This window comes from Devosia sp., from assembly GCF_965229025.1.
GTDB lineage: Bacteria > Pseudomonadota > Alphaproteobacteria > Rhizobiales > Devosiaceae > Devosia_A.
Map to the genome: position 1 here is coordinate 1045037 of NZ_OZ245853.1, position 16799 is coordinate 1061835.

General features: G+C 63.1%; 19 protein-coding genes. 12 read left to right on the forward strand and 7 right to left on the reverse strand.

The features are described from left to right. The first annotated feature begins 505 nt into the window (after window positions 1–505). Together ACO06J_RS05070 and fabF are read left to right on the forward strand one after the other, a co-directional pair. The gene (locus ACO06J_RS05070; protein ID WP_421759616.1) at window positions 506–994 is read left to right on the forward strand and encodes a MarR family winged helix-turn-helix transcriptional regulator; all 489 of its coding nucleotides are present in this window, start codon (window positions 506–508) and stop codon (window positions 992–994) included. A gap of 63 nt (window positions 995–1057) precedes the next feature. Continuing rightward, window positions 1058–2326, forward strand: a complete 1269-nt coding sequence (gene fabF / locus ACO06J_RS05075) for a beta-ketoacyl-ACP synthase II (RefSeq protein ID WP_421759617.1) — start codon at window positions 1058–1060, stop codon at window positions 2324–2326. A 69-nt stretch (window positions 2327–2395) separates the two neighbouring features. Here the strand turns inward: fabF and ACO06J_RS05080 are convergent, their stop codons facing one another. Together ACO06J_RS05080 and ACO06J_RS05085 are read right to left on the reverse strand one after the other, a co-directional pair. After that, window positions 2396–2743 carry a TfoX/Sxy family protein gene (locus ACO06J_RS05080; protein ID WP_421759618.1) on the reverse strand — a complete coding sequence of 116 codons (348 nt, stop codon included), beginning with the start codon at window positions 2741–2743 and terminating at the stop codon, window positions 2396–2398. Then, window positions 2740–3066 carry a TfoX/Sxy family protein gene (locus ACO06J_RS05085; RefSeq protein WP_421759619.1) on the reverse strand — a complete coding sequence of 109 codons (327 nt, stop codon included), beginning with the start codon at window positions 3064–3066 and terminating at the stop codon, window positions 2740–2742. The genes ACO06J_RS05080 and ACO06J_RS05085 overlap by 4 nt, the downstream gene beginning before the upstream one ends. A 110-nt stretch (window positions 3067–3176) precedes the next feature. On the opposite strand from ACO06J_RS05085, the gene ACO06J_RS05090 reads away from it, so the two are divergent. The 4 genes from ACO06J_RS05090 to ACO06J_RS05105 all read left to right on the forward strand — a co-directional run bounded on the left by ACO06J_RS05090 (window position 3177) and on the right by ACO06J_RS05105 (window position 6626). Continuing rightward, window positions 3177–3761, forward strand: a complete 585-nt coding sequence (locus ACO06J_RS05090; RefSeq protein ID WP_421759620.1) for a GNAT family N-acetyltransferase — start codon at window positions 3177–3179, stop codon at window positions 3759–3761. An 82-nt stretch (window positions 3762–3843) separates the two neighbouring features. After that, a complete protein-coding gene (locus ACO06J_RS05095; RefSeq protein ID WP_421759621.1) occupies window positions 3844–4449 on the forward strand; it encodes a GNAT family N-acetyltransferase in 606 nt (201 codons plus the stop codon). A 47-nt stretch (window positions 4450–4496) separates the two neighbouring features. Further along, complete coding sequence (locus ACO06J_RS05100; RefSeq protein ID WP_421759622.1) at window positions 4497–5300, forward strand: RNA methyltransferase; 804 nt, start codon at window positions 4497–4499, stop codon at window positions 5298–5300. A 75-nt stretch (window positions 5301–5375) separates the two neighbouring features. Beyond that, on the forward strand, window positions 5376–6626 hold the full coding sequence (locus ACO06J_RS05105; protein ID WP_421759623.1) for an MFS transporter: 1251 nt from the start codon (window positions 5376–5378) through the stop codon (window positions 6624–6626). Between the two features lie 77 nt (window positions 6627–6703). Here the strand turns inward: ACO06J_RS05105 and ACO06J_RS05110 are convergent, their stop codons facing one another. Beyond that, window positions 6704–7087, reverse strand: coding sequence for a hypothetical protein (locus ACO06J_RS05110; RefSeq protein WP_421759624.1), 384 nt, complete (start codon window positions 7085–7087; stop codon window positions 6704–6706). A gap of 416 nt (window positions 7088–7503) precedes the next feature. Between ACO06J_RS05110 and rpsD the strand changes: the two genes are divergently transcribed. Continuing rightward, entirely contained in the window at window positions 7504–8121 is a 618-nt protein-coding gene (rpsD, locus tag ACO06J_RS05115) for a 30S ribosomal protein S4 (RefSeq protein WP_421759625.1), read from the forward strand. A 166-nt stretch (window positions 8122–8287) separates the two neighbouring features. Here the strand turns inward: rpsD and ACO06J_RS05120 are convergent, their stop codons facing one another. Continuing rightward, a complete protein-coding gene (locus ACO06J_RS05120) occupies window positions 8288–8977 on the reverse strand; it encodes an outer membrane protein (protein ID WP_421759626.1) in 690 nt (229 codons plus the stop codon). Window positions 8978–9169: 192 nt separating this feature from the next. After that, complete coding sequence (gene sbmA, locus ACO06J_RS05125) at window positions 9170–10504, reverse strand: peptide antibiotic transporter SbmA (protein ID WP_421759627.1); 1335 nt, start codon at window positions 10502–10504, stop codon at window positions 9170–9172. Between the two features lie 127 nt (window positions 10505–10631). Here sbmA and ttcA point away from each other — a divergent pair, with 127 nt between their 5' ends. The 3 genes from ttcA to ACO06J_RS05140 are packed head-to-tail and all read left to right on the forward strand — an operon-like array spanning window position 10632 to window position 13128. Continuing rightward, on the forward strand, window positions 10632–11507 hold the full coding sequence (gene ttcA, locus ACO06J_RS05130) for a tRNA 2-thiocytidine(32) synthetase TtcA (protein ID WP_421759628.1): 876 nt from the start codon (window positions 10632–10634) through the stop codon (window positions 11505–11507). A 47-nt stretch (window positions 11508–11554) separates the two neighbouring features. Further along, entirely contained in the window at window positions 11555–12376 is an 822-nt protein-coding gene (locus ACO06J_RS05135) for an inositol monophosphatase family protein (protein ID WP_421759629.1), read from the forward strand. A 32-nt stretch (window positions 12377–12408) separates the two neighbouring features. Next, the gene (locus tag ACO06J_RS05140; RefSeq protein ID WP_421759630.1) at window positions 12409–13128 is read left to right on the forward strand and encodes an SAM-dependent methyltransferase; all 720 of its coding nucleotides are present in this window, start codon (window positions 12409–12411) and stop codon (window positions 13126–13128) included. On the opposite strand, the gene ACO06J_RS05145 is transcribed toward ACO06J_RS05140, so the two are convergent. Both ACO06J_RS05145 and ACO06J_RS05150 read right to left on the reverse strand, forming a co-directional pair. Beyond that, window positions 13125–14378: a multidrug effflux MFS transporter gene (locus ACO06J_RS05145; protein WP_421759631.1), complete on the reverse strand. Its 1254-nt coding sequence runs from the start codon at window positions 14376–14378 to the stop codon at window positions 13125–13127. The two genes, ACO06J_RS05140 and ACO06J_RS05145, sit on opposite strands and share 4 nt — an antisense overlap. Window positions 14379–14487: 109 nt before the next feature. Continuing rightward, the gene (locus ACO06J_RS05150; RefSeq protein ID WP_421759632.1) at window positions 14488–15714 is read right to left on the reverse strand and encodes an MFS transporter; all 1227 of its coding nucleotides are present in this window, start codon (window positions 15712–15714) and stop codon (window positions 14488–14490) included. Between the two features lie 163 nt (window positions 15715–15877). Here ACO06J_RS05150 and ACO06J_RS05155 point away from each other — a divergent pair, with 163 nt between their 5' ends. Next, complete coding sequence (locus ACO06J_RS05155; protein ID WP_421759633.1) at window positions 15878–16198, forward strand: Dabb family protein; 321 nt, start codon at window positions 15878–15880, stop codon at window positions 16196–16198. Window positions 16199–16321: 123 nt separating this feature from the next. After that, complete coding sequence (locus tag ACO06J_RS05160; protein ID WP_421759634.1) at window positions 16322–16780, forward strand: hypothetical protein; 459 nt, start codon at window positions 16322–16324, stop codon at window positions 16778–16780. Window positions 16781–16799: the final 19 nt, after the last annotated feature.

Genomic DNA, 16799 nt, shown 5'->3' on the forward strand with positions numbered 1-16799 from the left:
TCCGGTATCGGGGAGCGTACTGGCCGGCGCTCCTCGCGACTTGTTACCAAGACGGAGCCTGACCGGTCGGTCGGTTGCCAATACCATCAGCCCGCCAGGAAACGACTTCCCTGGCCCCTGATCCCCCCACCGTTCGTTCGTCGCGACCGCGCCCGTGTGGGGGACACCGGAAGAATAGCGCAGGTTGGAGAGGCGGGGATAAGTTGGGGGTTTCTCTGCAGTGTCAATGCACTGAGGCTCCAGTCCCTAGCCACTCAAGCATAGCTCTCATGGCCTTTCTCGCTCAAATCAGTCCATCGGACTGATTTGCCTTCGGACGCTCAAAAGCCCCTCACCCAGCTTTGCTACGGCCCTGACGGGCCTAGCGTCGCTAGCCCTCTCCCCATGAGGGTAGAGGGGACCGAGGGGGCCGCGTCTTGAAAGACACTCAGTGTCATCCCCGCGAGGGCAGGGACCCAACTTTCCGCCAGTAAGGGTCTAGGCATGGGTCCCAGCGTTCGCTGGGATGACGAGCGGCGATTGGTTCCTGGCGGAGCAGAACCTTGACACTGTGCATATACACTCTATCTATCGCGTGATGAAAGACGACTTCTCGCTTTGCATGGTTTCGAACAGCCGGATGGCGGCGCGGGCAATTACGCGCCGGTATGATGCTTATGCGCGGCCGTTCGGGATCACCTCGACGCAGTTTTCGCTGCTGGGGACGATCGTTGCGGCGGGCGACCAGACCGTGAGCCAGTTGGCGGAAGAGCGCGGGTTTGAGCGCACGACGCTGACGCGCAACCTCGACCGGTTGGAAAAGATGGGGCTGATTGCTTCGAATGCCGCGGAGCAGGGCAACGGCCGGATCTGCGGGCTGACAGACAAGGGCCGGGAACTGGTGGCGCAATTGCTGCCGCACTGGCGCAAGGCGCAGGCGGAGATTCGCGCTGAACTTGGGGACAGCGGGTTCGACGACACGCTCAAGACTTTGCGGCGGCTGGCCGCGATGTAGACCTATGTCGGCAAGGCGACGATCTGCCGATGCTGTGTATATACACGATAAATGGAGCTTCAAATGAGCCAATCTGATCCGATCGTTGTTACCGGCATGGGCGCTGTGAGCCCGCTTGGGGTTGGCGTTGCGACCAACTGGGCGCGGCTGATTGCGGGCCGTAGCGGGGTGGTGCGCAACACGCGGTTCGATGTGACCAATTATGGGGCGAAGATCGCCGGGCTGGTGCCCGCCAAGTCCGACGACCCGGACGGGTTTGATCCGCTGGTGGCGATCGACGCCAAGGACATCAAGAAGATGGACCTGTTCATCCAGTACGGGCTGGTGGCGGCGCAGGAAGCGCTGGCGCAGGCCGGCTGGGCACCTGAGACCGAGGAAGATCGCGCCGCGACTGCAACGATCATCGGCACGGGGGTAGGTGGCTCGCCGGTAATGGCGGCAGCAGTGGAAACGATTATCGAGAAAGGCCCGCGGCGGCTGTCGCCGTTCACGGTGCCGTCGTTCCTGGCCAATCTGGCCGCCGGATGGATTTCGATCCGCTATGGGTTCAAGGGGCCGATAGGTGCCCCGGTTACGGCGTGCGCCGCGTCGGGACAGGCGATCGGCGACGGGATGCGGCTGATCCTCACAGGTGAAGCCGAAGTGGCGGTGGTCGGTGGCGCCGAAGGTTCTGTCGATCCGATTTCGGTAGGTGGTTTCGGCGCGGCGCGGGCGCTGTCCACGGCCTTCAATGACAATCCGAAGGCGGCGTCGCGGCCGTTTGATCGGGCGCGGGATGGGTTCGTACTCGCGGAAGGCGCGGCGGTGCTGGTGATCGAGAGGTTGAGCCATGCGCTGGCACGGGGCGCGACACCGCTGGCTGTGCTTTCCGGGTACGGCACTTCGGCAGACGCCTACCACCTGACCTCAGGCGAGCCGGGCGGCGTAGGGGCGCAGGCGGCGATGCGCAATGCGCTGAAGATGGCGGGCGTGTCTACGGGCGAGATCGACTACATCAACGCCCACTCCACCTCGACCGGGGTAGGCGATGCAGCGGAACTGGCGGGGATCGGGACGCTGTTTGCCAACCGCGGCAAGGACCTGATGATTTCATCGACGAAGTCGGCGACGGGGCATCTGATGGGTGCGGCGGGGGCTCTTGAGTCCGTCTATTCGATCGAGGCGATGCGGCATGGATTGGTGCCGGCGACGCTGAACCTCGAAGAACCGGACGTTGGCGAGCGGTTCGATCTGGTGCCGAAGGTTCCCAAGGCGAAGACGTTGCGGCACGTGTTGTCGAACTCGTTCGGGTTCGGCGGGGTGAATGCGTCGCTGGTGTTTTCGGCGGTGTAGCAGAACAGAAACTGCCCCTCACCCGCCCTTCGGGCACCCTCTCCCTCAAGGGGAGAGGGAAGGAAGAGTTCAGCCTTTCACCGGCATCTGGGCTACCCAGCGCGTCGCTGTGTCGAGCCAGTCACGGAGGGCGTCGTCGTCTTCGATGGCGTCGCCGTCAACCCAGATGAAGCCGCGCATGGTGCGGCCGCCGTGGACCATCTGAGTGGTGCCGGGGCGGGCGAGGGCTTCGTCGTTGTGGTCCTTGCCGACAGAGAGCAGGACGTTGCCATCCTTCTTGGCGGCGATGAGAATGTGGCCGTTGAGGAGGAACGTCAGGCCGCCGAACATGGTCTTTTCGGTGATGCGCGGATCGCCGTCGAGCAGGTCGCGGATGCGATCGGCGAGGTGATCCATGGTGGTGGAGGCGGATTTCATTTCGGGGGCAGCGTCTCCGCATAGGTGAGGGCGTAGGCGACCCAGCCGCGCAGTTCCGCTTCGTCCGCCAGCGTTTCAGGGGCGACGGCGATGAAGCCGGTCATGGGGCGCGGGCCCATATGCATCTCATAGGCGCCGGGGCGCGCGAGGGCTTCGGCCTGGTGCGCTGGATCGATGCGGACGAGCAGGGCGCCCTTGGCGGTGGTGCCGATTGCCATGTTGCCATTGAGCATGAAGCCCACGCCACCGAACATGCTCTTGGCAGCAAGGGCGGGCAGCAGGGGCCGCAGGCGATCTGCAAGGGCGTCGGAAGCGGCGGTCATGACGACTCCATCGGATGCGCTGCAGCAACGCAGCGCGAAATCTGCCGCAGCGGCGTCGGGGATGCAAGCGGGGTGCTTGATCCGGACGTGGGAGCCTCGTAGAGCAGGATATGGTCTACGCACCCGCCTTTCCCATCGAAACAGAGCGGCTCCGGCTGCGGCCATTCTCCCGTGGGGACGTGGACGCGGTCTATGCCTACCGCCGGCTCGATGAAGTGGCGCGGTACCTGTTCGACGAGACGATGGATCGCGAGGCGGTCACAGAGGTGGTGCAGGCCCGGATCGGGCACACGGCGCTGGTGGCCGAGGGGGACAAGATATTTCTCGCGGTGGAACTGCGGGAGGGCCACAGCCTCATCGGCGAGGTGACGCTGATCCTGCGCAGCGAGGCGAACCGGCAGGCCGAGATCGGCTATATCTTTCATCCGGATTTTCAGGGGCGGGGCTACGCGACGGAGGCGGCGCGGGAGCTGCTGCGGATGGGGTTCGACGGCGCCGGCATGCACCGGATCTACGCCCGGTGCGCGGCGGCGAACCTTGCATCGGCGCGGGTGATGGAGCGGCTCGGAATGGCGCAGGAGGCGCACTTCCGCGAGCACGTTTTCGTCAAGGGCGCCTGGGACGAGGAACTGGTTTACGGCATTATCGAGGACAAATGGCGGGCCGACCAGGCGCGCGCGCCGGGGGCGGCGTGAGACGCACCAGGGGAACGGAAGGGTCGCCACTGCGTTGAAGGATGGGGAATTGCACCCACCATATCCCGTAGGAGGCTTGAATATGGACCGGCCCGACCTGCCTTTTGAGACCAACAGGCTTGCTTTACGAACTTTCAGCGCTGACGACCTGGCAGATATCTCGGACTATTACGTCCTGCCGCAGGTTCAGCGCTATCTCGATATCACTGCGCGGGATGGGGGCGATGTCAAACGTGCCCTCGACAGCCTGCGCAACCAGAAACGGCTGCAGCGGCCGGGCGATGCGCTGGCGCTGGCAGTGGTGCGGCGGGTCGACGACGTGGTGATCGGGCATGTAGTGCTGCGCTGGACGGATGCCACGGCAAACCAGGCGGAACTGCGGTTTGTGTTTAACCCGATCTATGGGCGGCAGGGTTATGCCCGCGAAGCGGTGGAAGCGGCGTTGGAACTGGGCTTTGACCGGCTTGGGTTCCATCGGATGTTTGCGCGCTGCAGCGCCAAGGATGCGCCGGCGGCGCAATTGCTGCGGCAGGTTGGGATGCGGCTTGAGGCCCATTTCAAGGAACACAAGCTGTTCCAGGGCGAGTGGGACGATGAACTGCATTTCGCGCTTCTGGACCGCGAGTGGCGATGCGGGAACAAGGTGACGGAATTGACGCGCTATAGCGTTGCCAACAGCGCCGCTTGATCTTTGGCCTGCTTGCGCCGTATTTGCCGGGCAGCAAGGGGTAGACCATGGCCGGTACCGACAGATCGCAGGAAATTACGCTTCGTCCCAGCCCGGCGGTGATTCTGGTCGAGCCGCAGTTGGGCGAGAATATCGGCACTGCGGCGCGGGCGATGGCCAATTTCGGGCTGTGGGACCTGCGCGTGGTTAATCCGCGTGACGGTTGGCCCAATGAGCGCGCAGTGGCGGCGGCATCGCGAGCTGATCATGTCATCGAGAAGGTGAGGGTGTTCGACACCGTCGGGGAGGCGATTGCCGATCTATCGCTGGTGTTTGCGACGACGGCGCGGCGGCGGGATCTGCAGAAGCCTGTGTATGGCCCCGAGGAAGGGGCGCAGCGCGTGGTATCGCATATCGCGACTGGCGCTGGGGCAGGGTTGCTGTTTGGGCGCGAAAAGTGGGGGCTCTATAACGAGGAAGTCGCTGTGGCGGACGCCATCGTGACGTTCCCGGTAGAGGTGGCGTTCGCCTCGCTCAACATCGCGCAGGCGGTGCTGCTGATGGCGTATGAATGGCGGCAGCAGGCGGACAAGGGCGAGGTACTGCCGTTTACCGGCGGGCTCGATCCCGCAGCGCCGCGCGAGGAACTGCTCGGGCTGTTCTCGCATCTCGAAGGCACGCTGGACCGCACGGGTTTCTTCAAGACTGAGGACAAGCGGCCGACGATGGTCGACAACCTGCGCGCGATTTTTTCGCGGGCGACGCTGTCGAGCCAGGAAATCCGTACGCTGCGCGGGGTGATATCATCGATTGACCGTGCGCACCTGAGGCACCGTCCGGAGCGGATGCCGTCTGAGGACGAGGGCGAGTGAGGCCCTGAGGGCTGCCCTAACAAGACGAATGTGTCATTTGACCGCAGGCGGCGCGCGTGGCATTTCAGCGCCACCATGACCACACACGATCCCGCCTCGACGCCCTCCGAACGGGCTTTTTCTTACCCCAGCTATCGCTACTTCTGGACCACGATCTGCGCCGCGAGCTTTGCCGCGCAGATCATGTCGGTTTCGGTTGGGTGGCAGGTCTACGATATCACCCGCAATCCGTTCTTTCTTGGACTGGTCGGGCTGGCGCAGTTCCTGCCGGCGCTGGTGCTGGTGTTGATCACCGGGCTGACGGCGGACAAGTTTTCGCGTCAGCGCATCATGCAGATCAGCCTTGCGGTCGAGATCGGCTGTTCGCTGGTGCTGCTGTCGTTTGCCTCGATCAGTGGCGCGCACGAGGTGTGGCCGATCTACCTGGTGCTGATCACCCTCGGCACGGCCCGGGCGTTTATCGGACCGGCGGGATCGTCGCTGGCGCCCAATCTGGTTCCAGCGCCGGCGCTCTCGAACGCGGTGGCGATGAACGCGACGGCCTGGCAGCTGGCAACAATCGTCGGGCCGGTGGCGGGCGGATTGCTCTATGGGGTCTCGCCCTGGCTCGCCTATGGCGTCGCTGCGGCGCTGGTGGTGGCGGCGTTGATCAGCGTCAGCATGATCAAGGCGCCGGTGCAGAAGCCACACGACCAGGAAACCAGCATCACGACGCTGCTTGCAGGGTTCCGTTATATCTGGGGCGAAAAGGTGGTGCTTGGTGCCATCTCGCTCGACCTGTTCGCGGTGCTGATGGGTGGTGCAGTGGCGCTGATGCCGGTTTTTGCCCGCGATATTCTGGAGACGGGGCCCTGGGGGCTGGGGCTGCTGCGCGCGGCGCCGGGGGTGGGCGCTATCGCAACGGCCTTGTTCCTCTCTCGCTTTCCGGTGCGTGACCATGCCGGGGTGACGCTGTTCATCTTCGTCGCCGGGTTTGGCTTTTTTACCATGCTGTTCGGGCTCTCGGCCTCGATCTGGTTCTCGGTGCCGCTGCTGGCGCTGATCGGGGCATGCGACATGGTTTCGGTGTCGATCCGGGAGACCATCATGCAGCTGTGGACGCCAGATAGCGTCCGCGGACGGGTGAACGCGGTGAACTCGGTGTTTATCGGGGCGAGCAATGAGTTGGGTGAGTTCCGCGCCGGCATGATGGCGACGGTCATCGGCGCCTCAGCGGCAGTGGCGCTTGGCGGCGCGGCCACCGTGGCCGTTGCGGGGATCTGGAGCCAGATCTTTCCCGGTATCCGCAAGCAGCGGACCCTCGACAAGGCGATGGTCGAAGGCTGACAAAGAAAGAACCACCGTCCCAGGGGAAGGACGGTGGTTCGCTCAGCGCCCGATAGATCGGGCGTTATGCGATAGGCTTACGACGCCTTGTTCAGCACGTAGACCGTCAGGGTGTCGCCTTCGTAGGTGGCGCCGAGCAGATCGCCGACGGTTGCGTTGCGCGTCTGGATGGCGGTCTTGACGGCTTCGTTCATTCCGAGCTGCTCGACAACGCCAGCGCCCTTGGTCTGCAGGGCAGAAGACGTGTCGGAATCACACTCGGAAACGAGGATGACGTTGACCTTGGTCGCGGCTGCGATGGTCGCGGCGTCAACCTTTTCCATGGCTGCGATCTGGGTCGCATTGCCGAGCGTGCTGCACGACATCATTTCGTCGCTAGCAGGAGTGTCCTGAGCGAGGGCAAAGGTGGGGGCGCCGATGGCGAGAACAGTGGCGAGGGCAATAGCAAAAGAGGTCTTCATGGGATGTACTCCGGTTGGTATCCGAGAGCACAACCCATTGAATCAGCTATCGTTCCGGATGGCCGATCACAGTAACTTGTGTCTCGGAACGGGAACCAATGGCCTTCGGATAAGTGCATCTGCTCCCTCAGCTGCCCGCAGGACGTGCCGACTTTTGGACTTGGAACGGATTGGGGATTGAGTCTCATCAGCCAATGAGCTCGCGTGAGAGTTCGGAGCAGCGCGGCGAGATAGGTGGACAGGCCAGCTTCGCTTGACTTCCGGAGCCATGCGCTCTATCACGCGCCAACTTGTTGAGCCGTCAGGTTCCACGAGCGCACCCGGGATTTGCTGGATTTCAGCGATCTGTCGGCTCTCGCCGCAAGGTAGGGCAGAGGAGGGCGCAATCTCTTTCGACGATCTTTGAAAGGATTCCGATGTCGAAGCGCGATTCAGTTAAGTACAAGATTGACCGCCGTCTGGGCGAAAATCTGTGGGGCCGGCCGAAGTCCCCGCTCAACAACCGTGCCTATGGCCCCGGCCAGCACGGCCAGCGCCGCAAGGGCAAGACCTCCGATTACGGTCTGCAGCTGCGCGCCAAGCAGAAGCTCAAGGGCTATTACGGTTCGATCACCGAAAAGGCCTTCAAGAAGCTCTACACCGAAGCTTCGCGCGTCAAGGGTGACACCGGCGAGCGCCTGATCGGCCTGCTCGAGAGCCGTCTGGACGCGATCGTTTACCGCGCCAAGTTCGTGCCGACCGTGTTCGCTGCGCGTCAGTTCGTGTCGCACGGCCACATCCTGATCAACGGCAAGCGCGTGAACATTCCTTCATACCAGGTGAAGGTTGGCGACAAGGTCGAGATCAAGGAACGTTCCAAGCAGCTTGGCATCGTGCTCGAAGCCAACCAGCTCGGCGAGCGCGACATTCCGGACTATCTGGAAGTCGACCACGGCAAGCAGACCGCCGTCTATGCACGCATCCCGGCTCTGGCCGACGTGCCGTATCCGGTTCAGATGGAACCCAACCTCGTGGTTGAATTCTACTCGCGTTAATCGCGAACCTCCTGGCGCCGCTGGCGCTGGGGACGTGACTTACAGGGCAGCTGCACTTTGTGCGGCTGCCCTTTTTGTTTTCAGAGGGGGGCTGGGCCAACCTGCAATCCGCCCAAAAAGAAACGGGCGGCCGAGGCCGCCCGTTGGGTCTGCATGCAATCAGACCTTAGAATGAAATCTTGAGACCAACGTCGACGATGTTGGTCGCGAGGTGGCCGGTCACGGTGTCGCCGTCGCCGTCGGTGAAATCGACATCACCGGTCATGAGGTAGCGATAGCGAGCGGTCAGCGCCATGTTGTCGGTGACGTTCAGCGACACGCCGGCGCCGACCTGGGCAGCGTAGGTGACGCCTGAATCCTCGAACGATGCATTATTGAAAGGCGCGTCGTACTGGGAATCCAGCGTCAGGTTCGCGATACCGACACCAGCGCCGATGAACGGAGTGATGCCGCCAAGATCGATGCCATACCAGGCGTTGGCCATTGCGTAGACGGCCGAAGCCGAGCCTTCAGCGCCGAACGGGGTGCCACCATAGGTGCCGTCCGTCAGGTCAGCGTTCAGGTAGCCAAGCTGGCCTTCGAGCGAAAGACCGCCGCCGAGGTTCACGCCGAGCGCTGCGTCGATGCTGTAGCCGCTGTCGAAGTTCAGCTCGCCGCTGGTGCCGCCGCCGCCGGTCGAGTCATAGTCGATGCTGTCGAGCAGGTTCACGCCGCCGAAGATCGAAAAGTACATAGCGCTGTCGGTGGACATCGGGGCCATGGCTTCGGGGGCGGGTGCGTCAATGATCAGGTCCGCTGCCGATGCAGTGCCGGTGAGTAGCGCGACCGACAGAACGGCCAATGCAAATTTGTTCATTATAGGCTCCTTTAGATGCACCTTACGAGGGCGCCCGTTCGTCGCCTGGGTCAAATCACGTACCGGAACCGGGAGCGCGATTGCAGTGGACTGTTGCAGGAATACCCACCAAATTCTTGGACGTTTTGGGTACAGGCCGGGCCTGCTTAGGTGGGAAGGGGCCGCGCTGTACTGGCGACGGCCCCTTTCGACTCACTCCGGCGCGACGACGGGGGCCATGGCTGGGGCCACCGTGCCCGTGTCCATGTAGCGCGGGTCGTCGTAGTCGTTGGCATCGACTCGACCGCTTTCAGGGATCTGTTTTTCGAAGCCGCGGAGGCGCTGGTAGATGGAGATCAGGTTGATGATCGTGGTCCACGAGTTCATCAGGAACCGGAACGAGTCCGAGACCTGGCTGAAGGCGCTGAGGATCTGCTGGAAAATGCCCAGCGTGATCGCACCCGTAACGACGGCCGGCCCCATCGCCAGATAGGGGAAGAATTGGGACGCGTTGATGAAGGCGTACCGGGCGACGTTGAAGTAGGTGTAGTGGAAATAGATACGGAAGTAGTTCCGCTGCACGTTCTTGAACAGCTCCCGAACCGTCACGGGCTGGGCGCGGCCGGCGTCGTCCTCGCCGAAGACCAGTTCCTTGCGGAACGCAGCCTCGACGCGCTGGTTGGCGAAGTTCAGCCCGGGCAGCTTGATGCCCACCACGGCGAACAGGAATGTGCCGGCGATTGCCGAGAACAGGGCCAGCCAGACAAGGCTTCCCTGAGGTACGTTGCCGATCCATGGCAGCGAGGTGATGTGGTCTGACAGGCCCCACAGAATGGGCAGGAACACGATCAGCGTCATCAGCGACGAGACGATGTTCAGGCCGAGGCTTTCGACGATCGAGGAGAAGTTCTGGGTGTCCTCCTGGATACGCTGCGAGGCACCTTCGATGGTGCGAACACTCTGCCAGTTGGCCATGTAGTAGAAGCTCATCGCGCGGCGCCACCGCAGCAGGTAGTGCGCGTTGAGGAATGCATTGATGACAAGGACGAAAATGTTCACGGCCAGGACGGCCGCGACCGTGCCGATCTTCCCCAGGAATGAGTCGAGGCTGATGGTGTTGGGTGCGCCGAGCGCTGTCTGGATCAGATCGTAGAAATCGCCATACCAGTCGTTCAACCAGGCATCGACCTGCACGTTGAAATAGACCACCTCGATGATGGTGACGGTGCCGACGACGCTCCACCAGTACCAGCGTCTGTTGTCGCCAAGGAAGAACCAGGGGACGCAGAAGAGGTATCCGGCAGCGAGAACGTACTGATAGAGCCAGACCTTGTGGGTGTCGAAGAACGGCGGAGGTGCGCCATCGACAACCGGTTGGCCGAGCCACGGGCCGAGGCTCAGGTAGGGCTCGATCGCGCTGCCAATGGTGAACCAGATCACCATTGCGACAGCTGTCCAGATGATTGCCGAGCCGAAGAACAGCCTGGGGTTGGGGAAGAACGAGCGGAACACGAACGACTCCTGCGGCACCGAGGGTAATTCCGTCATGTAACTGACTAAATTCCTGACCCGCAAGGAATCGCGTGGGACCTTACCCCGATGTAATCCAAGGATGGCGGGCATCTGCGGCGCTTGGGTCTTTCCCTTGTCGTCGTGGCGGAGTATTCAGCGGGCCATGAACGAGATCGTTGCGCAGACCCAGATCGAAGCCGACGCCGAAGAGCTCTCCGGCGCGCATCCGCTGTTTCGGGATGCGCCGCGGACCGTGGAGTTCAACAAGCTCAGGAAACGCCTGATGCGCAATATGTGCGAGGCGATCGAAAAGTTCGGCATGGTGCGGCCGGGTGATCGGTGGCTGGTGGCGATTTCGGGCGGCAAGGACAGCTATGGGCTCTTGGCGCTGCTGCATGACCTCAAGTGGCGCGGCATGCTGCCGGTGGAGCTGATTGCGTGCAATCTCGACCAGGGGCAGCCGAACTTTCCCAAGCACATCCTGCCCGAGTGGCTGGACAAATATGAGCTGAAGCACCGGATCGAGTATCAGGACACCTATTCGATCGTCACCGACAAGCTGCCGGTGGGGGCGACCTATTGCTCGCTCTGTTCACGGCTGCGGCGCGGGCACCTTTACCGGATCGCGCGGGAGGAGGGCTGTACCGCACTGGTGCTGGGGCACCATCGTGAAGACAGCCTCGAGACGTTCTTCATGAACCTGTTCCATGGCGGCAGACTTGCAGCGATGCCGCCCAAGCTGCTCAATGACGACGGCGACGTCGAGGTGCTGCGGCCGCTGATCTATTGCGGCGAGCCGGACCTTGCGCGGTTTGCCGAGCACATGGCCTTCCCGATCATCCCCTGCGACCTTTGCGGCAGCCAGGATGGGTTGCAGCGCAATGCCATGAAGGCGATGCTGGACGACATGGAAAAGAAGATGCCGGGCCGCAAGGATGTAATGATCCGGGCGCTGGGCAACGTCAACGCCAGCCATCTGCTCGACCCGAAGCTGTTCGATTTCTCTGCCGCTACCGCACCGGTTGTCGCCGGGCGCTGAGGCGCGTTTCCAACACCAAGCCGGCGGAATTCCGCCGAGGATTGCCCATGCCCGCCATTGATATCCAGCAGCTCGCCGCGATCCTGAGGGACGCGGCGAAGACCGAAATCCTGCCGCGTTTTCGCCGGCTGGAGCCGGGTATGGTGCATCAGAAGACCGAGGCGATCGACCTCGTGACTGAGGCGGATATCGAGGCGGAGCGGCGGATCAAGGCTCAGGTCGCGGCGCTCTGGCCTGGGGCGCTGTTCGTGGGTGAGGAATCGGTGGCGGCGCGGCCTGAGTTGCTCGATCAGCTCAACGAGGCCGACCTGGCGATTGTCGTTGACCCGGTGGATGGCACGGCCAATTTCGCGGCCGGGTTGCCGCTGTTTGCGGTGATGGCGGCGGTGGTCTCGAAGGGCGAGGTGATTGCCGGCATCATCTACGATCCGATGGGCGATGACTGGGTGCTGGCCGAAAAGGGCAGCGGCGCCTGGCAGCGGCGGCCGGATGGATCCGAGTGGCGGCTGAAGGTGGCGACGGCGCCTGCGCTCGACCAAATGGTGGGGACGGTGTCGATCAGTTTCCTCCCCATGGCGGCCAAGCCGCAGATCATGCAGAACCTCGTGAAGGTGCGGGTGGCGGGGAACTATCGCGTTGCGGGCCACGACTACCGGACGTTTGCGGGCGGGCACACGCACTTTGTGGTGTTCAACAAGCTGATGCCCTGGGATCACCTCGCCGGAACGCTGATCTCGGAAGAGGTCGGGGCGTATGTGCGGCGCTTTGATGGTTCGCGGTACCTCCCCAGCCATCGCGATGGCGGGCTGCTGCTGACGCCGGATCGCGAAACGTGGGACTTGCTTCGGCGCGAGGTGTTCACGCTATAGTAGGGACTTGAACCGTCGAGGGGAGACGCGGTTTGGATCCGTTGAATTATTGGGCGATTGCCGAGCGCGATATCGAAATCCAGAATCCGGTTACTGACCGGAAGCTGCGGCTGCTCGATAATTACTGCGACATCCGCGACGGGCTGAGCGTGCTCGACATCGGCTGTGGCAAGGCCTGGCTGATGCGGCAGTGGGCGGAGAAATTCGCCATCGAGGGCGTGGGGATCGACGTCAACGCGCGGTTTCTCGAAGTGGCGCGGCGGAAGTCACCGGCTCGGGGGAGGCTGACGTTTCACAACCGCTCGATGTCGGGGTTCTCGGTCGCGCCGCAGAGCTATGACGTGGTGATGTGCCTCGGTGCGACATTCACGCTGGGGGACTTTCCACAGGCGCTGGACTGGATGGTGAAGGCAGCCAAGCCCGGCGGGCGGGTGGTGGTGGGCGACCTGACGCTCAGGCATGCGCCCGTAGTGCACCGGGGCGAGATCTTGCCGCTTGATACGATCTCGATGATGAACGTGGTGGAGCGGCATGGCGCGGAAGTGTCGGCGACGATCAGTGCATCAGAGGCGGATTTCGAGCGCTATGCGAGCCACCACCGGCACGCGACGCTGACCTGGGGCCGGGAAAATCCCGGCCACCCGGATCATGCCGAAGTGCTGAAGAAGAGCCGCGCCGACTGGGTGCACTACCAGCGGCATATCCGGCCGATGCTCGGCTGGACGATCTTTGTGGGGCGGACGGCGGACTAGTGTCCGCCGCTGGGCTCGGGGTGCGCGTATTGTGCGCCGACGCCGAACAGCCGGCCCTTTTCAGCGATCAGCACGCAGGTGAGGACGGCAATGCCCATACCCGCGTAGCCCAGCGCATTGGGCAGTAGCGTGCCGTTGTAGTGCTGGCCGATATAGGTGCCGATGAGGGCGCCGCCGACGGTCTGGGTGAAGCCGAAGACCGAGGCAGCGGTGCCGGCGACCTGCCCCAGGGGCTCCATGGACAGCGAGTTCATGTTCGACGCAGCCCAGCCGAAGAAGAACTGGATGACCAGCAGCAGCCCGAAAAAGATCGGGAAGGGGACCGGGCCGGCGAGGGCGAAGCCTGCCCAGATCAACGCCATCGTCACGTAGACGAGGATGGCGGTGTGGCTGATGCGGCGCATGCCGAAGTGGCGCACGACGCGCGAGTTGATGAACTGTGCGATGGCGATGGTGCTGGCCATGACGGCGAAAGCCACCGGGAAGTATGGCCCCAAGCCGTAGATTTCGACGAAAATCTGCTGGCTGGCAGAGATGAAGCCGAACATGGCGCCGAACAGGAACGTGCCGGCGAGGCCATAGAACAGCGCCTGCCGGTTGGTCAGCACGATGGCAAAGCCATCGGTCACCGACTTGAAGCTCAGTGCCCGGCGATATTCGGGGTGCATGGTCTCGGGCAGGCGCAGGAAGGCCCAGATGCTGATGAGCAGCGCGAGGCCGCTCATGAACAGGAAGATGTACTGCCATGGGCCGGTGAGGAGGATGACCTGGCCGATGCCCGGTGCGATGATCGGGATGGCCATGAAGACCATGAAGGTCAGCGACATGATTTCGGCCATCTCGCGGCCGGAGAACTTGTCGCGCACCACGGCGGTGGCGATAACGCGCGTGCCGGCCGCGCCGAGGCCTTGCGTAAAGCGCAGGGCGAGGAGAACGGCGAAGTTTGGCGCGAAGGTCGCGGCAAAGGCGCAGACGAGATAGAGCGCGAGCCCGACGAGGAGCGGGGCGCGGCGGCCGTAGCGATCGGTGAGGGGACCGAAGGCCAACTGCGCGATGCCGAAGCCCAGCATGTATGCACCGACCACGTATTGGCGCTCGTTCTCGTTGGCGATGCCAAGCGCTTCGCCCATGTAGGGGAGCGCAGGCAGCATCACGTCGATGGCGAGGGCGTTCAACGCCATCAGGGCGGCGATGAGGATAATGAATTCGACGCGGGAGAGGTCCCGCGTTGCGACGGCAGAATCGGTCATGTGAAGTGCTCTTGGATGGCGGGGGGATGAGCCATCGGTGCTTTACGATGAACGCTCGGCCGGATTTTTGCAACCCGGCGAGCGCAAATTGTGATGATCCAAACTAATTCTATTCGGCGGCAGCCATGCCGAAAGAGCGGGCGCCGCGTTCGCGGATCGGCAGGTGCAAGGCGGCGGAGCCGAGGCCGAGCAGGATGCCGAGATACCAGACGAGGCTGTACGACCCGGTCTGGTCGAACACGAACCCGCCAAGCCAGACGCCCATGAACGAGCCGAGCTGGTGGCTGAAGAAGGCGAGGCCATAGAGCATGCCCATGTAACGGGCGCCGAAGAACAGGCTGACCAGCCCGGCTGTGAGCGGCACCGTGGAGAGCCAGAGGAGGCCCATCGCGGCCGAGAACACGTAGGCCGTGACCTCGGTGACCGGGAACAGCACGAAGAGCCCGATGGCAACGGCGCGGCTAAAGTAGATGGTGGCGAGCAGCAAATGCTTGGGCAGGCGGCTGCCGAGATAGCCCGAGAGCAGCGAGCCCGCGATATTGAACAGCCCGATCACGGCGATCGACCAGCTGCCGACAGCCGGCGAGAGGCCGCACTGCACCAGATAGGCCGGCATGTGAACGCTGATGAAGGCGAGGTGGAAGCCGCAGACGAAAAAGCCGACGACCAGCAGCCGGTAGGAGCCATGGCCGATGGCGCGGCTGAGCGCCTCCATGAACTTGAGGTCGGCGCCGCCTGTGGTGTGCTCCGCCCGGCCACGCAGAGCGTAGGCGAGCGGAATGGCAAGGATCAGGATGGTGGCGAGATAGAGCAGGGCGCTCTGCCAGCCGAAATTGGAAATGAAGGACTGGCCGATCGGCGCGAACACGAACTGGCCGAACGAGGACGCGGCGGTGGCGACGCCGAAGATCAGGCTGCGCTTTTCCTGCGGCACGTTGCGGCCAAAGGCGGCCATGACAATGGAAAAGGACGAGGTAGCGATGCCGACGCCGGTGAGGACGCCCGCCGACAGATTGAGGAGCGTGCCGGTGGGCGAAAGGACCATCAGTGCGAGGCCGAGCGCGTAGACGATCAGCCCGAACACCACGACGCGCGCTGTGCCATAGCGGTCTGCGATGCCGCCAGCAAAAGGCTGGGCAACGCCCCAGGCGAGGTTCTGGATGGCGATGGCCATTCCCCAGGTTTCGCGCGTGATGCCGAGATCAGCGGTCACCGGCAGGGTGAAGAGCCCGAAGCTGGTGCGGATGCCGTTGGTGATGGCGGCGATGATGCAGCCGGCAATGATCAGGGTCAGCAGCGGACGCGAGATGGAGCGATCGGCAGAGACGATGGACATGGCGCGATTCCCGGTAGTGCGCAGTGTACATACCCGCGGCGGTCTTCACGGTGAAACGCATTTGCCTGATGGCGAGGATCACGCGAATTGATCGCGCCGCCATGCCACAGTTGACCAATCCCGGCGGAGCCCTATCTAGAGGGCATCGTTTGGAGCCTTACCCATGATCCGTCACATCGTGTTTTTCACCGCCAGGGATTCAGGCGATATCGATGCTATCGTTGCGGGGCTGGAGCTTCTGGGCACGATACCGCACAGCCAGCACTTCGAGGTGAGCCGGAACGGCAAGCTCGACCAGATCGGCAATGATGTGGATGTGGTGGTCTATGCGGAGTTCGCAGACGAGGCGGCGCTCTACGCCTACAAGGCGCATCCGACTTACGCGGAGGCAACGCGCCGGGTGCGGCCGCTGCGCGAGGTTCGCCTCGCGGCCGACTTTGCGGCGCGCGAGGCGGTAGCCGCAAAGGTGCGCCGCTCGGCATGAGTCGTGGTAGACTTTTCTAACGGACGTAGAAGAATCTACGATCTGCGGACGAAGAATCTAACGTCCAGGTTGCCGCCCAACTCGGCGTGCGCGAGTTTCAGCCGGTCATTGGGGACTCGCCAGATGGAAATCAAGGAAGCCGAGCCGATGCTGGTGCTGAGTGCCAGAAGGACGCTCACCATCCCGCAGGTGAAGAGCGTGGCCGCAGAGATCACCGCGGCGATTGATGCGGACATCAAGCGCGATCACCTGGAGATTGCCGGTCCCTGGGTGTTTGTCGCTCAGAACCTGCCGAAAGACGGCAGCACCGATTTCGACGTGCGCTTCTGCCGTCCAGTCGTAAGCGCCAGCGACTATGTCGGGGCGTTCGAGACGCACCAGTTCGAGCCGATCATGGTGGCCAGCGCGATTTACCAGGGACCAATGCGCACACTATTCACGCAGGGCTACGCACCGCTGGTTCGGGAAATAGAGCACTCCCGACACACTTTCTCGGGGGAAAGCCGCGAAATCTACCACCAGTGGGCCGGGCAGGGCGCCAAATACCACCGCATCGAGATTCAGTTCGGGCTGGCGTACTGAGCCAAACTCCAAAAAAGGG

What these genes read in the sequence shown, in the direction of transcription:
- ACO06J_RS05095 (WP_421759621.1), top strand. Translation starts at nt 3,844, where the DNA reads ATGGACCGGCCCGACCTGCCTTTTGAGACCAACAGGCTTGCTTTACGA.
- ACO06J_RS05135 (WP_421759629.1), top strand. Translation starts at nt 11,555, where the DNA reads ATGCCCGCCATTGATATCCAGCAGCTCGCCGCGATCCTGAGGGACGCG.
- ACO06J_RS05090 (WP_421759620.1), top strand. Translation starts at nt 3,177, where the DNA reads ATGGTCTACGCACCCGCCTTTCCCATCGAAACAGAGCGGCTCCGGCTG.
- ACO06J_RS05100 (WP_421759622.1), top strand. Translation starts at nt 4,497, where the DNA reads ATGGCCGGTACCGACAGATCGCAGGAAATTACGCTTCGTCCCAGCCCG.
- ACO06J_RS05120 (WP_421759626.1), bottom strand. Translation starts at nt 8,977, where the DNA reads ATGAACAAATTTGCATTGGCCGTTCTGTCGGTCGCGCTACTCACCGGC.
- ACO06J_RS05160 (WP_421759634.1), top strand. Translation starts at nt 16,322, where the DNA reads ATGGAAATCAAGGAAGCCGAGCCGATGCTGGTGCTGAGTGCCAGAAGG.
- ACO06J_RS05080 (WP_421759618.1), bottom strand. Translation starts at nt 2,743, where the DNA reads ATGAAATCCGCCTCCACCACCATGGATCACCTCGCCGATCGCATCCGC.
- sbmA (WP_421759627.1), bottom strand. Translation starts at nt 10,504, where the DNA reads ATGACGGAATTACCCTCGGTGCCGCAGGAGTCGTTCGTGTTCCGCTCG.
- ACO06J_RS05085 (WP_421759619.1), bottom strand. Translation starts at nt 3,066, where the DNA reads ATGACCGCCGCTTCCGACGCCCTTGCAGATCGCCTGCGGCCCCTGCTG.
- ACO06J_RS05155 (WP_421759633.1), top strand. Translation starts at nt 15,878, where the DNA reads ATGATCCGTCACATCGTGTTTTTCACCGCCAGGGATTCAGGCGATATC.
- ACO06J_RS05110 (WP_421759624.1), bottom strand. Translation starts at nt 7,087, where the DNA reads ATGAAGACCTCTTTTGCTATTGCCCTCGCCACTGTTCTCGCCATCGGC.
- ACO06J_RS05150 (WP_421759632.1), bottom strand. Translation starts at nt 15,714, where the DNA reads ATGTCCATCGTCTCTGCCGATCGCTCCATCTCGCGTCCGCTGCTGACC.
- ACO06J_RS05105 (WP_421759623.1), top strand. Translation starts at nt 5,376, where the DNA reads ATGACCACACACGATCCCGCCTCGACGCCCTCCGAACGGGCTTTTTCT.
- ACO06J_RS05070 (WP_421759616.1), top strand. Translation starts at nt 506, where the DNA reads ATGACGAGCGGCGATTGGTTCCTGGCGGAGCAGAACCTTGACACTGTG.
- fabF (WP_421759617.1), top strand. Translation starts at nt 1,058, where the DNA reads ATGAGCCAATCTGATCCGATCGTTGTTACCGGCATGGGCGCTGTGAGC.
- ACO06J_RS05145 (WP_421759631.1), bottom strand. Translation starts at nt 14,378, where the DNA reads ATGACCGATTCTGCCGTCGCAACGCGGGACCTCTCCCGCGTCGAATTC.
- rpsD (WP_421759625.1), top strand. Translation starts at nt 7,504, where the DNA reads ATGTCGAAGCGCGATTCAGTTAAGTACAAGATTGACCGCCGTCTGGGC.
- ttcA (WP_421759628.1), top strand. Translation starts at nt 10,632, where the DNA reads ATGAACGAGATCGTTGCGCAGACCCAGATCGAAGCCGACGCCGAAGAG.